The organism is Vibrio sp. NH-7 (assembly GCF_053643215.1).
The window spans coordinates 628,310-642,793 of sequence record NZ_CM132187.1 but is presented as its reverse complement, the minus strand read 5'-3'; the positions used below and the strand labels follow the sequence as shown (position 1 = coordinate 642,793).

At 45.3% G+C, this 14,484-nt stretch carries 12 protein-coding genes; 3 read left to right on the top strand and 9 right to left on the bottom strand.

The annotated features are described in order from the left end of the window. Nucleotides 1-112 precede the first annotated feature (112 nt). The 3 genes from ACUALS_RS03160 to ACUALS_RS03150 all read left to right on the top strand — a co-directional run bounded on the left by ACUALS_RS03160 (nucleotide 113) and on the right by ACUALS_RS03150 (nucleotide 3,664). Complete coding sequence (locus ACUALS_RS03160; RefSeq protein WP_039482807.1) at nucleotides 113-850, top strand: helix-turn-helix domain-containing protein; 738 nt, start codon at nucleotides 113-115, stop codon at nucleotides 848-850. 128 nt (nucleotides 851-978) lie between these two features. Continuing rightward, nucleotides 979-2,664, top strand: a complete 1,686-nt coding sequence (locus ACUALS_RS03155; RefSeq protein ID WP_038215219.1) for an AMP-binding protein — start codon at nucleotides 979-981, stop codon at nucleotides 2,662-2,664. A 94-nt stretch (nucleotides 2,665-2,758) separates the two neighbouring features. Further along, complete coding sequence (locus ACUALS_RS03150) at nucleotides 2,759-3,664, top strand: LysR substrate-binding domain-containing protein (protein WP_039476038.1); 906 nt, start codon at nucleotides 2,759-2,761, stop codon at nucleotides 3,662-3,664. A gap of 40 nt (nucleotides 3,665-3,704) precedes the next feature. Here the strand turns inward: ACUALS_RS03150 and ACUALS_RS03145 are convergent, their stop codons facing one another. From ACUALS_RS03145 to hscB, 9 genes are all read right to left on the bottom strand, one after another. Beyond that, nucleotides 3,705-4,739, bottom strand: coding sequence for an ABC transporter substrate-binding protein (locus ACUALS_RS03145; RefSeq protein ID WP_038189662.1), 1,035 nt, complete (start codon nucleotides 4,737-4,739; stop codon nucleotides 3,705-3,707). A gap of 221 nt (nucleotides 4,740-4,960) precedes the next feature. Then, a complete protein-coding gene (fusA, locus tag ACUALS_RS03140) occupies nucleotides 4,961-7,048 on the bottom strand; it encodes an elongation factor G (RefSeq protein ID WP_038139855.1) in 2,088 nt (695 codons plus the stop codon). 665 nt (nucleotides 7,049-7,713) lie between these two features. Beyond that, nucleotides 7,714-9,345: a diguanylate cyclase domain-containing protein gene (locus ACUALS_RS03135; protein ID WP_454448831.1), complete on the bottom strand. Its 1,632-nt coding sequence runs from the start codon at nucleotides 9,343-9,345 to the stop codon at nucleotides 7,714-7,716. 189 nt (nucleotides 9,346-9,534) lie between these two features. Next, complete coding sequence (gene ndk / locus ACUALS_RS03130) at nucleotides 9,535-9,963, bottom strand: nucleoside-diphosphate kinase (protein WP_005476778.1); 429 nt, start codon at nucleotides 9,961-9,963, stop codon at nucleotides 9,535-9,537. A 66-nt stretch (nucleotides 9,964-10,029) separates the two neighbouring features. After that, nucleotides 10,030-11,328, bottom strand: coding sequence for an aminopeptidase PepB (gene pepB, locus ACUALS_RS03125; protein ID WP_454448830.1), 1,299 nt, complete (start codon nucleotides 11,326-11,328; stop codon nucleotides 10,030-10,032). A gap of 150 nt (nucleotides 11,329-11,478) precedes the next feature. After that, the gene (gene iscX / locus ACUALS_RS03120) at nucleotides 11,479-11,673 is read right to left on the bottom strand and encodes a Fe-S cluster assembly protein IscX (RefSeq protein ID WP_005476792.1); all 195 of its coding nucleotides are present in this window, start codon (nucleotides 11,671-11,673) and stop codon (nucleotides 11,479-11,481) included. Between the two features lie 57 nt (nucleotides 11,674-11,730). Further along, nucleotides 11,731-12,069, bottom strand: coding sequence for an ISC system 2Fe-2S type ferredoxin (fdx, locus tag ACUALS_RS03115; protein ID WP_005476776.1), 339 nt, complete (start codon nucleotides 12,067-12,069; stop codon nucleotides 11,731-11,733). 11 nt (nucleotides 12,070-12,080) lie between these two features. Further along, entirely contained in the window at nucleotides 12,081-13,934 is a 1,854-nt protein-coding gene (gene hscA, locus ACUALS_RS03110) for a Fe-S protein assembly chaperone HscA (RefSeq protein WP_454448829.1), read from the bottom strand. Between the two features lie 19 nt (nucleotides 13,935-13,953). Then, a complete protein-coding gene (gene hscB / locus ACUALS_RS03105; RefSeq protein ID WP_038189647.1) occupies nucleotides 13,954-14,469 on the bottom strand; it encodes a co-chaperone HscB in 516 nt (171 codons plus the stop codon). Nucleotides 14,470-14,484: the final 15 nt, after the last annotated feature.

Genomic DNA, 14,484 nt, shown 5'->3' with positions numbered 1-14,484 from the left:
TCAACAGTAATATCAAAAACAAGTCCGCGAGCACTCAGACAAAAGTTGAGGTTCACAGAAGCCTAACCTAACCTTATGTATACAAATTAAAACTAAATTAGGGTTAACTTATTTGAATGTACTCCACAGTGGTTACTGGCTTGGTCAATCGACCTCGTTTATTCCCAAAGACATTCTTCGTGATCTAGGCGAATTTTTTGATATAAAAGATTACGGCTACGACGTATCTGTATTGAGTGAGCCCAACATTCACTTTTGCTTTTTCCACTACCAACCTTCTTTCGATGCCTTGTTCGTGACAGCAGCCAAGCTATGCCAAAACCTCGACAAAAGCTTAGTGGTATTGCACAACGGCCCCTTAAGTGACGAGATCGCATCCCTTGACGTGGTGATAAAAACGTACGATGTATCAGCTTCCCTTGAAAACCAATGGGCTAAAAACCTCAGCCAACAAATCCACTATCAATTTACTAAACACCAAGAAATACTCGAAATTCATAAACTGACTTCAATGATCAAAAAGCAGAATGTGAGTAAAGATCTTATCGAAATCTTACGCTACATCGATAAGAACCTATCACGCACCATTCGAGAGGAAGATATTGCAGAATACTGCCACTATTCAGTGACTTACTTTTCAAAATTCTTTCACAAAAACATCGGTGTCAGCTTTCGAGACTACTTGGTACTGAAGAGAATTAATCTTGCAAAACAATTGCTTGTAAAAGAAAGGAAAGAGAAGATTTCGTTCATCGCTTTTCAGTGTGGCTACCATGACGTTTCGTACTTTTCGCGTATCTTTAAAAAGAAAACAGGGTTAAGTCCCGCAGTGTACCGTCAGCTACACTAATATCAGCGTCACACCTTGGGTATATTCTTATCGCAATGCTTCACTCTCTTTCTTCTTCCATGCTAAAGTTAACAAGCTGTTAACAATAAAAATAAATCATTATTTTGCCAATAACATGGAGTTAGAGAATGATTCAGCCTAACGAGTTAAGCAAACCAACTTGTGCTCTCCCACCACCGAACGAAATGATCTTGAAATGGGCCGAGGAACGTCCCAATGAGATCTACCTAAAACAGATTATTAATCGTCAGTTTGTCGAATACACATACGCAGAGGTTGCCGATAAAGCCCTAAGGCTGGCAACAGCGTTAAAAGAATTTGGCTTACAACCCGGCGATAAAGTCGCGCTTGTATCCAAAAACTGTGCGGAATGGTTTATTTGTGACTTAGCCATGATGCTTGGTGATTTTGTCAGTGTGCCGATCTTTCCCACTGCAGGTGCCGACACCATCGAATACTGTGTCACCCACAGTGAAAGTAAAGTGCTGATTGGTGGTAAACTCGATGATGCCGCGGCAACGCAGCAGGTCATTGATTCTCAGGAAAATCTGATCACGGTGTCATTACCTTATGACAGTGCGCCAAAATGTCAGCACAGCTTCAATGATCTGATTGAGAAGTTCGAGCCCAGCCAAGACAGACCTCAACACCATGATGATAAACTGATGTCACTGGTGTACACCTCTGGAACCTCTGGCTTGCCAAAAGGAGCGATGCTCACTTACGGCGCATTTAGCTGGTCAGTACAACAGTTGATCAATCATATCGGAATTCAAGAGAACGATCGGTTATTCTCCTATTTACCGCTGGCTCATATCACCGAGCGCGTTTATATCTTCGGTTCTTCTATTCAAGGAGGCGTTCAAACAGCCTTCCCAGAATCTCTAGACACCTTTATTGAAGATGTAAAAATGCAGCGCCCGACGTTGTTCATCTCAGTCCCTCGTTTATGGACCCTGTTCCAGCAACGCATTCAAGACAAGCTGCCACAGAAAAAACTCAACATCTTACTTAAGATTCCGTTTGTAAACTCCTTAATTAAGAAGAAGCTCGCAGATGGCCTAGGTTTAGATCAAGCGCGTGTGCTAGGTTGTGGCTCAGCCCCAGTGTCACCCGCATTACTCGAATGGTATCGTAGCGTTGGCCTCAATATTACCGAAGCATGGGGGATGACCGAGTCGTTCGCGTACAGCACATTGAACTACCCATTCCGCGCAGACAAGATTGGTAGTGTGGGTAACGCAGGCCCTGGAATTGAACTCAAAATCGCTGACGATGACGAGATCATGGTTCGCGGTAAAGGGCTTTTCTCGGGTTACTACAAAAATGACATCGCCACACAAGAGTCGTTTGATGCTGAAGGCTGGTTGCACACCGGCGATATCGGCTCTCTCGATAGTGATGGTTACTTAACCATTCAAGGGCGTAAGAAGGACAACTTCAAGACGGCAAAAGGCAAATTCGTTGCACCAGTTCCTATAGAGAAGAAACTCTTTGAATACAGCCGTGTCGAGATGATGTGCCTGATTGGGCTCGGATTACCTGCCCCTATCTTACTGGTTGTTCCTCATGATTTTCCGAACTTTGATCGTGCTCGTTATGAACGTACCACCAAGAAAGTTATCACTCGGATGAACCAGGAACTGGAGTCACACGAGCAGATTAAAGGGGTGTTGATGATCAAAGACCCTTGGAGTATTGAGAATGGTATCTTAACGCCAACGTTGAAGATAAAGCGCCATGTGCTTGAACAGAAGTACCACGATATGGGGCAAAACTGGCCAAAAGGTCAGTTGGTCGTGTGGGAAGAGTAGTTAACACATCAAAGGAGAGCACCCGCTCTCCTTTTGCTTTTTAATCAAAGCCATTATGATTGCACTCCCCTTCTAGTTTATACAGGATGTATTTATGGATGCTAGGCTGCATCACCTACCAGGACTGCGCTACTTTGAAGTCGCTGCACGGCTAAACAGTTACAGTCGCGCCGCAGAAGAGCTGTTCATCAGCCAAGCAGCTGTCAGCCAGAAGATTCGCCAGTTAGAAGATGGACTTGGTTGCAAACTTTTTGTCCGTGATGGACGGGAAATGCGCCTAACTGAAGCAGGGAAAGTTCTATATCGGCATGTATCTCAGGGGCTTGAGATCATCGTCAGTGGTCTCAATCAAATCCAAAGCGAACCTGTAGAAGGATTGCTTTGCGTCAGCTCTACACCGTCTTTTGCGTCTCGCTGGCTGCTTCCAAGGCTATGGAAATTTTCAACTCAACATCCGAATATCCCAATTCGTATTTTGACCAGTTGCGATGCTCCCAATTTAAAACAAGGGGATGCCGACTTAGCAATTTGGCAAGGAGACGAATTGGACATCAATAGCGACAGTAAACTGCACAAAGAATTTCTGTTTGAAGAGACCATTTACCCGTTCTGCTCCCCTCATCTGGCCAATAGCATTGACCTTTCCAACCCCGAACAGCTACTCAATACTTGGCTGATTCACTACGAGTCCGGCGGCTACCCTTGGCAAAGCTGGTTTGCCCAAGCAGGAGTGACAATGAACAAAGAATCGGTTCAGTGGATGGACGTCAGTACCTTTGATCACGCTATGAATGCCGTTATGGCAGGTCATGGGGCTTGTCTGGCTTCTGATTCGTTAGCTAGTGACTACGTCGAACGGGGATTATTATTTAAACCTTTCGATATTGGAATGACTCCGGGCATTCAGTTTAATCTCTTCTATGACGACAAATCGCCGCGTCGCCAACGCATCTCAGCATTCGCGAACTGGTTACATAGTGAGATTTCAACATCAGACTAAATTGCCCCTCATCGATAAGGGGCAATCTGAACTTTGGATACTATTGAGCTCTTAGGCGTTGCCAGTACTTTTCGTAAATCGCTAGGGTCTCACTGCCAACATCATTGATAAACTCACCTTTTTGGATATCTTCCACTGATGGGAAAATGGTGGCATTGTTTTTTAACTCATCCACCAGCAGAGCTCGACCCGACTGAGTGACAGAGGCATAGCCCAAGCTGTTTACAATCTCAGCCTGTTGCTGCGGCTGGTACATAAAGCGAATAAACTGGTGGGCAAGTGCCTTGTTTTGACTTCCCGATGGAATGGTAAAGTTGTCCATCCACAACACGGCGCCCTCTTCAGGCATCACAAACTTCAGCTCCGCCATTTCAGCTTGCCCTTGATACGCATTCCCATTCCACTGCATGCCCAGTGCAGCTTCACCAGCAACGTAAGGCATTTGAGGCGCGTCTGAATTGTAAAGCAGCACATTGTCTTTTAGTGCTACCAATGATTCGTAAGCTTGCTTAATTTCCTGCTCATTGTTGCTGTTAATGCTATGCCCATTGAGTTTTAACGCCATTCCAAACACGTCTCGAATATCATCAATCAACATGACTTGCTGTGCGTATTTGGCATCCCAAAGCTGGGCCCACTTTGTAATAGGCTCTTCAACCAAACTCTCATTGTAGCTAATACCAGTCACTCCCCAAATATACGGCAGTGAGTAGCGGTTGTTAGGGTCGTGAGCTTGACCAAGTAAGCCTTCCATCGCATCAGACAAGTTCGGGATTTGCGAGTGGTCAATCTCTGAAAGTAAGCCTTCTCTGCTCATTTTCTCGATAAAGTAAGCAGAAGCAAAAACCACGTCATACCCCTTGCCTTTCACGAGCTTCAACTTAGTGTACATAGACTCATTGTTTTCAAAGGTTGAGTAGTTAACTGTGACACCATGCTGTTTTTCAAATGCTTTCAGTGATGCTTCTGGCAGGTAGCCTCCCCAAGCGTAGACATTAAGAACGTTTTCATTGGCCAGTGTAGAGAGACTAAACAACAAAGCGCTCAGTCCGACAGCTTTGGAAATTGCTTTCATAGTATGCGATCCAACTTATCCAGCAACGCGCTGGGATTCGCACGCATAGTTATCTAAATGTTACTTAATTGAAAGGCAATTAATTTTATCGTTTCGAGCGTTAATTGTTATCAGACCACCAATAACTCAAACCAATACATTAAAGTGCAAATAGTAGACAACAAAAAGCCCCTGAAGCTTTCACTTCAGGGGCTTTTAAAGCTATCTAGCTAAAGCAAGAATTACTTCTTAGCTTCGCGCTCTTTAACTTCTGCGATAACTTGCTCAGCAACGTTTGCTGGACAAGGTGCGTATTGACCGAACTCCATAGAGAACTGACCACGACCAGAAGTGATAGTACGTAGGTGACCGATGTAGCCAAACATTTCTGATAGAGGAACGTCTGCTTTAATACGAACGCCTGTAGTACCAGCTTGTTGGTCTTTGATCATACCACGACGACGGTTAAGGTCACCGATTACGTCACCAACGTTGTCTTCTGGAGTGAACACGTCAACTTTCATGATTGGCTCAAGAAGTTGCGCACCTGCTTTAGGCATAGACTGACGGAATGCGCCTTTCGCAGCGATTTCGTAAGCGATTGCTGAAGAGTCAACTGCGTGGAAACCACCGTCGAATAGTTCAACTTCTACGTCTAGAGTTGGGAAACCAGCTAGAACACCAGTGTCCATCATAGATGCGAAGCCTTTCTCTACTGCAGGCCAGAATTCTTTAGGTACGTTACCACCAACAACGGTTGAAGAGAACGTGAAGCCAGAGTTTGGCTCACCTGGGCGGATACGGTAGTCGATCTTACCGAACTGACCAGAACCACCAGACTGCTTCTTGTGCGTGTAGCTATCTTCAACTGCTTGAGTGATAGTTTCACGGTAAGCTACCTGTGGAGCACCTACTTCAAGCTCAACGCCGTAAGTACGCTTAAGGATATCTACCTTGATGTCTAGGTGAAGTTCACCCATACCTTTCAGGATAGTTTCGCCTGAGTCTTCGTCAGTCTCAACTTGGAATGATGGATCTTCTGCAACCATCTTACCAATCGCGATACCCATTTTCTCTGTAGAACCTTTGTCTTTTGGAGAAACAGCAATAGAGATTACTGGTTCTGGGAAGATCATAGCTTCTAGAGTACATTCGTGCTTAGGATCACATAGAGTGTGACCAGTTTGAACGTTCTTCATACCTACGATAGCGATGATGTCACCAGCTTGAGCTTCAGTTAGCTCGTTACGCTCGTCCGCTTGCATCTCACACATACGGCCGATACGCTCTGTTTTACCAGTCGCTGAGTTAAGGATAGTGTCACCCTTCTTCAGACGACCAGAGTAGATACGTACGAATGTTAGGGCACCAAAACGGTCATCCATGATTTTGAATGCTAGCGCTTTTAGTGGCTCATCTGCAGATACAGTTGCAACTTCGCCAGTTGGCTCACCAGTTTCTGGATCTGTTAGAGGCTGAGGATCAACTTCGTTTGGAGCTGGTAGGTAATCTACAACAGCGTCAAGGATAAGTTGCATGCCTTTGTTCTTGAATGCAGAACCACAGAACGTTGGGAAGAACGCTAGATCACGTGTACCTTTACGGATACAAGCTTTTAGCTGCTCGATAGTTGGCTCTTCGCCTTCCATGTAAGCTTCCATTAGGTCGTCGTCTTGCTCTACAGCAGTCTCAACTAGCTCTTCACGGTACGCTTCTAGGTCATCAAGCATGTCCGCTGGAACATCTTGAATTTCGTAGTTTTCTGGTAGACCAGTTTCGTCCCAAACGTAAGCTTTACGGTTTAGTACGTCTACAACACCAACGAAATCGTCTTCACGACCGATTGGCAGAGTCATAACTAGTGGGTTAGCGCCTAGTACGTTCTTCACTTGGTCAACAACGTTGAAGAAGTCTGCACCCATACGGTCTAGTTTGTTTACGAAGATCAGACGAGCAACTTCTGAATCGTTCGCGTAGCGCCAGTTTGTTTCTGACTGAGGCTCAACACCACCAGAACCACAGAATACACCGATACCACCGTCAAGAACTTTAAGTGAACGGTATACTTCTACTGTAAAGTCAACGTGTCCCGGAGTATCGATAACGTTTAGGCGGTGGCCATTCCACTCACAAGTTACGGCAGCAGACTGGATTGTGATACCACGCTCAGCTTCCTGCTCCATGAAGTCAGTTGTAGACTCACCGTCGTGTACTTCACCAGTTTTGTGGATTTTACCAGTAAGCTTAAGGATACGCTCAGTGGTGGTAGTTTTACCCGCATCAACGTGCGCGAAAATACCAATGTTTCTGTACTTTGATAAATCTGCCATTGTCTTACTCTGTTTATAAGGTATAAATTGCGCGCAGAGTATATCACAATCTGTCAAGACTGATACCCTTGCGTGCGCTGTATTTAAAAAAAGTTTGGGCTGCTGCCCTCACATGTAGGATAGGTAATAAAGCCTGTTTCTGCCTAACGCTAGAACCAATCAACCACCCCTTTTGATCGCTTTCGATGAAGTGTACGTCCTACCTGTTCAACCTTCAAAAATCGAACCCCAGTGACGCTTCATGGAAACAATATAGCTGTTTATACGCCCATTTTCGAGTTCCAACCTCAATAATGAACAAAAAGGGGTGACGAACTCCCTGTCTGTGTCATTCAAATGCTGTAGGTTCACAAAGTTCTCTATCTGCTTTAATCCCGACGCGACATTCACCAAAGCACTTACCAGTAACATTACGGATAGCACTTCGACAGCGTATGGAGCTAGCAATCATCAGCTGTGGGTTACTCACTGAGACACATACAATCAAACGCGACCTCCCTCTAGGCGAGATAATTCAGTAAGGAGTATTTAATAAATCGGCTGCAAAGCAATAACTCAATGAGAATTCTCAAGAATTTGTAAGGAGTAGCAACTTAGCGGTGTAAGCGTCGCTCACAATCAAAAACGGTGGCATGTGTTAGAGGTCGAGTATTGGAATGATTATCTTAAATTTCGTATTCGGTGAGTTGCTGGTACTTTCTTTTCTTATTGTTGAACATATTTTTGTCTGCCTCTCTCACCACGGCTTCATAGTCGCCATTGGTTTGGAAATGGGCTGCTCCGTAACTCACACCAACACTTGGTAAGAATTGAGTTCTTAATGTTTGGTCAAGCTCATCTAATGCAGCCTTAATGCGAGAGACATTACTCTCACTAAATACCAAGCCAAACTCATCGCCGGATATTCGATAAAGCTCGGCATTGTTAGGCAGTGCGGCCATTAAGCGTTCACTGAATGTCACCAGTAGCTGGTCGCCCATTTCGTGACCGTAATTGTCATTGCACGACTTCAGACCATCCAAGTCAATATAGATAAACCCTTCACCTGACGCGGCTGTTTTGAGTTTCTTTTCCATAGCATAACGGTTGGGTAATTGAGTGAGTGCATCGGTATGTGCTATTTCCAGCATATCTTTCGCTTGCTTTAAGGCGCGCGTTTTTTCATGTTGAAGTCGTGTCATTTGGTAGGCGATGACGCATGAAAGGAAGAGTACTTCCCAAGTCACAGCAATCAACCCAATGTGCGACATGTAGATGGTTTTGAGGTCCGCAATTTGCTCTTGCGAAATGGCTATTGACCCGAGTACAACGAACCCTGCGTTTGCCACTAAATACCAACGAGCCACGATGCTTCGTTTCAGACTCTTATATATGCCAGCGATGACACCAAATAGTAAGAATAAGCCGACAGAAAAACGGTTAAATTCGTTCTGCCAGTGAGGCATGAAAAATGAGAGCAGAACGAAGCTACTAAATAACGCAATCACCGTTGCCCCAATCCACCACATGTACTTGTCAGCCTGTCGCGAGATTTGTAACAGGGACATAACAAACACAATGTAAGCGATATTAGAAAACAGAATAGGCCAACTCGCCCCGCCATACCATTGTACTCCCATCAGCTGAGGCAGAACGTGTAACGTAGTGGCATTAAAGACTAAGTTGCCAGCAATGAACAGCGCGTAGCTTAAATCAACCAGACTTAGGCGCGTCACCGACAAGACGAGGTAATAGAAGAACAGACCAACAAACACTCCTAAGCCTAAAAGAGTAATGGTGTTACCAAGGTTAATTTCCCGAATGTACTCTTCTTCCGCCATAACAAAAGGAGTGGGAGGAGCGATATTGAACTGAGAAGCCTGAGAGGTAATGAGGTAATAGTGACCAGGCGTCAACATAGCCTCCCTACCATTACGCAAAAAGTAAGGGTTTGGCTCATTAGACAGCAAGCCACCAGCAAAATGAGCAACTAATCGCCCTTCTACATCAAATAACCAGTGGTCAAATTTGCCGATCAAGGCTGAATTACGAAAATCAATAACGTAGCTTTTGGGATGGCTTACCTTAAACTCGAGTAAACTGGTGTAGGTTCCACCAGTTAAACCAAAGCTATCGAATGAACCGTTGAAAAACTCATTAATGTCGTTAAATGGGGCGTCAGAAGACCAACGCTTGTCGGCTACCCACGTCACTTCATTCTGAAAAATAGTACTAAAGTTATCTTCTGCGAACGAGTATTGGACAAAGCCAAGCGCTAAGATGAAGAGCAAAGCACACTGTTTTCTAAGGGTATCCATGACCAAAATATCATTCCAATTGATAAGTCTTCAACCACCGATTATGCAATACCCTGTGTCATAAAAAACAACTTTCAAACTAACATCATTGCAATATGTGACGCTCATCAATACGTCACTTGAAAGAAAAAACCAACGGCATTCAGCGCGTTGGTTTGTAAAAGTTATCAATAAACGTCTAATTGATGATTAAGGTCTTGGGCAGATTTCAGACTGAGGGAAGAAAAACTCGATTTCTCTTGCCGCCGACGTTGGGCTATCAGAACCATGAACGGAGTTGTAACGCATGCTTAGTGCGTAGTCCGCTCGGATTGTGCCGCACGCTGCTTCTTCTGGGTTAGTTTTACCCATCAACTCACGGTAACGCGCAATCGCATTTTCACCTTCGAGTACTTGAACCATAATTGGCCCAGACGTCATGAATTCTTTCAATGCAGGGAAAAACTCTTTGCCTTCATGTTCTGCGTAAAAGCCACTCGCTTGCTCTTCTGTTAGATGCACCATCTTCGCGGCAACAATTTGTAGACCCGCTTTTTCAATACGATGATAAATCTCACCAATTAGGTTGCGCTTAACTGCATCGGGCTTAACGATAGAAAAAGTTCTTTCTAGAGCCATAAGGTATCCTTTCGTTTTCTCTTGTTTAGATAAAGAAGAGGCTCTACGGCCTCTTAATCATTGATATTATTTGTTTGCTTGCTGAACCAATAGGCCCGCTAGGCTTCGAACGCCAACACCAGTTGCACCGGCCGCCCATTTATCTGTCGCAGCTTTTCGGTACGTCGCGGCGCAGTCAAAATGCAGCCAACCTTTTTTGTAATCTTCAACAAAGTAAGATAAGAAGGCTGCGGCAGTGCTTGCACCCGGAGAGTAATCACCACTGCTGATGTTTGACAGATCCGCAAAGTTCGATGGCAACATTCCTCTATGGAAATCAGCCAAAGGCAAAGACCATAGACCTTCTTTCTCTTCACGCGCTGCTGTCAATGCTTGGTGAGAAAGCTCATCATCAAAGCTCATTAGCGCATGGTAGTCATTACCCAATGCGTTCTTCGCAGCACCCGTTAGAGTCGCACAATCAATAATCAGCTCTGGATTTTGTTCGCTCGCGTAAATCAGGCCATCAGCAAGTACCAAACGCCCTTCCGCATCGGTATTCATGATCTCAACGGTTTTGCCATTCTTGTAGGTAATGATATCGCCCAACTTCAAAGCTCGACCTGAGATCATGTTCTCCGCACAACATAGGATCAACTTCACACGCTTATTCAAACCACGCATGATCGCAAGACCAAGACCGCCGGTAATCGTACCAGAGCCGCCCATGTCCGCTTTCATCGCGGTCATAAATCCAGACGGTTTAATGCTGTAACCACCTGAATCAAAAGTAATGCCTTTACCCACTAGGCAGGCAAACACTGGTGCGTTTTCATCACCTGTCGGGTTAAAGTCCAGTTGTAGCATTGCCGAAGTGCGGTCTGAACCACGACCCACGGCATAGATGCCTTGCCAACCTTCCGCCAACAGATCTTTATCTTTTACGATGCGTGCTTTAACGGTACCTTCTGGGGCTACTGACTTAATAAACTCGGCCGCCATGGTTGCCAATTGACGAGGGGCAACTTCTTCTGCGGTTTTGTTGATGATATCGCGAGTGAAGTCGGTCGCTTTAATTCGCGCGGTCAGCTCAGCTTGATCCGCTTCTGCTAACTCTTGCCATTGGCAGTGATTCTCTTTTTTAGGTCCACGGTAACCCTGGTGAAATGCCCAAACACTTTCCAAATCCCAACCGTCACCAACAAGAGACACTGAGGCGATCCCTTGTCCATCTAGCTTGCGCGCGGCCTTTTGAATGGCACCAAGATCGTGACCTTCTCCAAGGTGAATCGTCGCTCCCTTGTCGGAAAACGAAATTAATGCGTTGTCTCCCCAATGAGGGGCTGCAGGATCTTGGCTTAGAAATACTGACATCTGTGTAGACATGGTTTCTCCTTGTCTGTATTGGCGCTGCCTACGCCTTTTTCTATTCACGATGAGATGTTAACACTTTAATGTTAAATTGATAAAAAAACGGACCCAAAGGCCCGTTATTTTTAGTAAATTTTGTTAACTGCGAGGGATTTCCCGAACAAGTTAATCCATTTCATCCATCCAGCAAAGGATCACCGCTTCTAAAATCTTTTCATTTGATCGATTTGGCTCATCCTCAAACTCTTCCAATTCTAGAATCCATTGGTGAAGATCGGTAAAACGTACCGTTTTTGGATCAACGTCCGGAAACTTATCGCATAGCTCGATCGCAATATCGCGTGAATCTGTCCATTTCATTGCTTACCTTCCTACTCGATGATGAGTTGTTATTATCGTCTTAACGTAAATTGCAGATTAATGATCTTCTGATGCGTGATTCAACGTGTACTTTGGAATCTCAACCACCAGATCTTCATCCGCCACTTTTGCTTGGCAACCAAGACGAGATTCAGGCTCTAGACCCCACGCTTTATCAAGCATGTCATCTTCAAGCTCATCACTCTCTTCAAGAGAATCGAATCCTTCACGAATGACGACGTGACAAGTTGTGCAAGCACACGATTTTTCACACGCATGCTCAATACCGATGCCATTTTTTAGCGCAACATCCAACACCGTGTCACCCGTATTTGCCTCAAGCACTGCACCTTCTGGGCATAAGTCTTCATGGGGTAATACAATAATTTTAGGCATAACTTAATCTCTTAAATATCATTAACTGACTGTCCAGACAGCGCAGCTCGAATTGATTTATCCATACGACGGGAGGCGAAGTCTTGGCTCGCTTTGTCCGTGTCTTTGATGCCCTGTTCAATTGCGTCGGCATTGTCTCCATTGCGTAGCTCGATGAGAGCTTCAATGGCCTTCAACAATGCTTGGCGCTCTTGCTCAGAAAGAAGTTCATCACCATCCGCTTGCATCGCCGCAATCAAGCCTTCGATAACACGATCCGCTTCGACACGCTGTTCTGCCAACGCGCGAGCTTGCATGTCCTCTTTGGCATGGGTCATGGAGTCGCGCAGCATGTTTGCTACCTCATCATCACTCAAACCATAAGAAGGTTTCACTTGTATTTCGGATTGAACACCTGTGCTCTTTTCCATTGCAGTAACTGAAAGCAGACCATCGGCATCAACTTGGTAAGTTACACGAATATGTGCAGCACCTGCAGCCATCGGAGGGATACCTTTCAGCGAAAATCGAGCTAAGGAACGGCAGTCATCAACCATCTCTCGTTCACCTTGAACAATATGCACGCTCATTGCCGTCTGGCCATCTTTAAACGTGGTGAACTCTTGAGCTCGAGCGACAGGAATCGTTGTGTTGCGTGGGACAATTTTCTCAACGAGACCGCCCATGGTTTCGATACCAAGTGACAACGGAATCACATCAAGCAATAGCATCTCTGAATCTGGCTTGTTGCCAGCCAAAATGTCAGCCTGGATACCGGCACCGATTGCAACGACTTCGTCAGGGTTAATGCTTGTCAGAGGCGTTCGACCAAAAAATTCTCCAACCATCTCACGCACTAATAGCGTACGTGTTGAACCGCCAACCATAACGACTTCAAGAACATCTTCTGCATCGACATCCGCATCTTTCAGTGCACGGCGACAGGACATCAGTGTTTTCTTAACTAGAGGACGAATCAGATCTTCAAACTCTTCACGGCTTACACTGCCTTTCCAGCCGAAAACATCCACGTCAACGATCTCGTTCTCAGAGAAAGCAATTTTGGTATCGGTTGCAATATTAAGTAGTGCACGAGTCTTTTCAGGAGACAATGCCCCTTCAATACCCGCTTGTTGCATCAGGTATTCCGCCAACAAGTGGTCGAAATCATCACCACCTAACGCGGAATCACCGCCAGTGGCAAGTACTTCAAAGACACCTTTCGACAAGCGAAGAATAGAGATGTCAAATGTACCACCACCAAGGTCGTAGACAGCAATCACGCCTTCTTGCCCTGAATCTAAACCATAGGCAATTGCGGCTGCTGTCGGCTCATTCAAAAGACGTAAAACATGCATTCCTGCCAGCTTAGCTGCGTCTTTTGTACCTGCACGTTGTGCATCATCAAAATAAGCCGGTACCGTGATAACCACGCCAGCAAGCTCGCCGCCAAGTGTTTGTTCCGCGCGTTTCCCAAGAGACTTTAAAATGTCAGCAGACACTTCTATCGGATTCTTGTCCCCTGCTTTTGTAGAAAGCACAGGTAATCCGTTGTCGCTCGTTTTAAATTGATAAGGTAAGTTCGGGTAACGCTGCTTGATGTCGTCAAGTGAACGGCCCAACAAGCGCTTCACCGAAATAATGGTATTTGCTGGGTCTTGTTCCGCCAACGCTTTCGCAGCCTGACCAACAAGCGGGAGCTCACCAGAGTAATTCACCACAGAAGGGAGAATACTGTGGCCATTTTCATCTTTTAGCGTAGCAGCATCACCACTACGTACCGACGCAACCAGTGAGTTAGTCGTACCTAAATCAATGCCTGCTGCCAGTTTGTGCTCATGGGGTGCCGAGCTTTGACCCGGTTCTGCTATTTGAAGTAGTGCCATGATTGGTCCTTGTTGCTAACTAGCCGAGGAGTTTATCTTCCACTAGTTCGATTTCGTTCTTTAATTTGGCAATAAATTTAAGCTTACGTACACGTTCCGCAGCTTTGAGCCATAACGCATCATTCAACTCTTGCTCGACGAGAGATAAATGCTGCTTAAACATCTTGCTCACTTTGGCGTCAAAATTGAACAGTGCCTCTTCCGAATCCGAGTGACTTGCAATCTCTTCTAGCTCTTCTCGCAACTCCATCTGCTCCATCAGGAACATAGGATCTTGCATCGTTTGCTGCTCTCCGCGTATCTCTACACCATTTTCCGCAAGTAAGTACTCAGCTCGAGATATTGGGCTCTTTAATACTTGATAAGCATCATTGATTTCCGCCGCTTTCTGGACAGCCATCAGGCGATCACGCTCAGAGGCGGTTGCAAAGTTATCAGGATGAAACTGCTTTTGAAGTTCACGGAACTGTGAAGAAAGAAGGCTACCATCCAGCTTAAACTGACTTGGTAGCCCAAATAATTCAAAGTAATTCATTTAGAATTCGGTCCT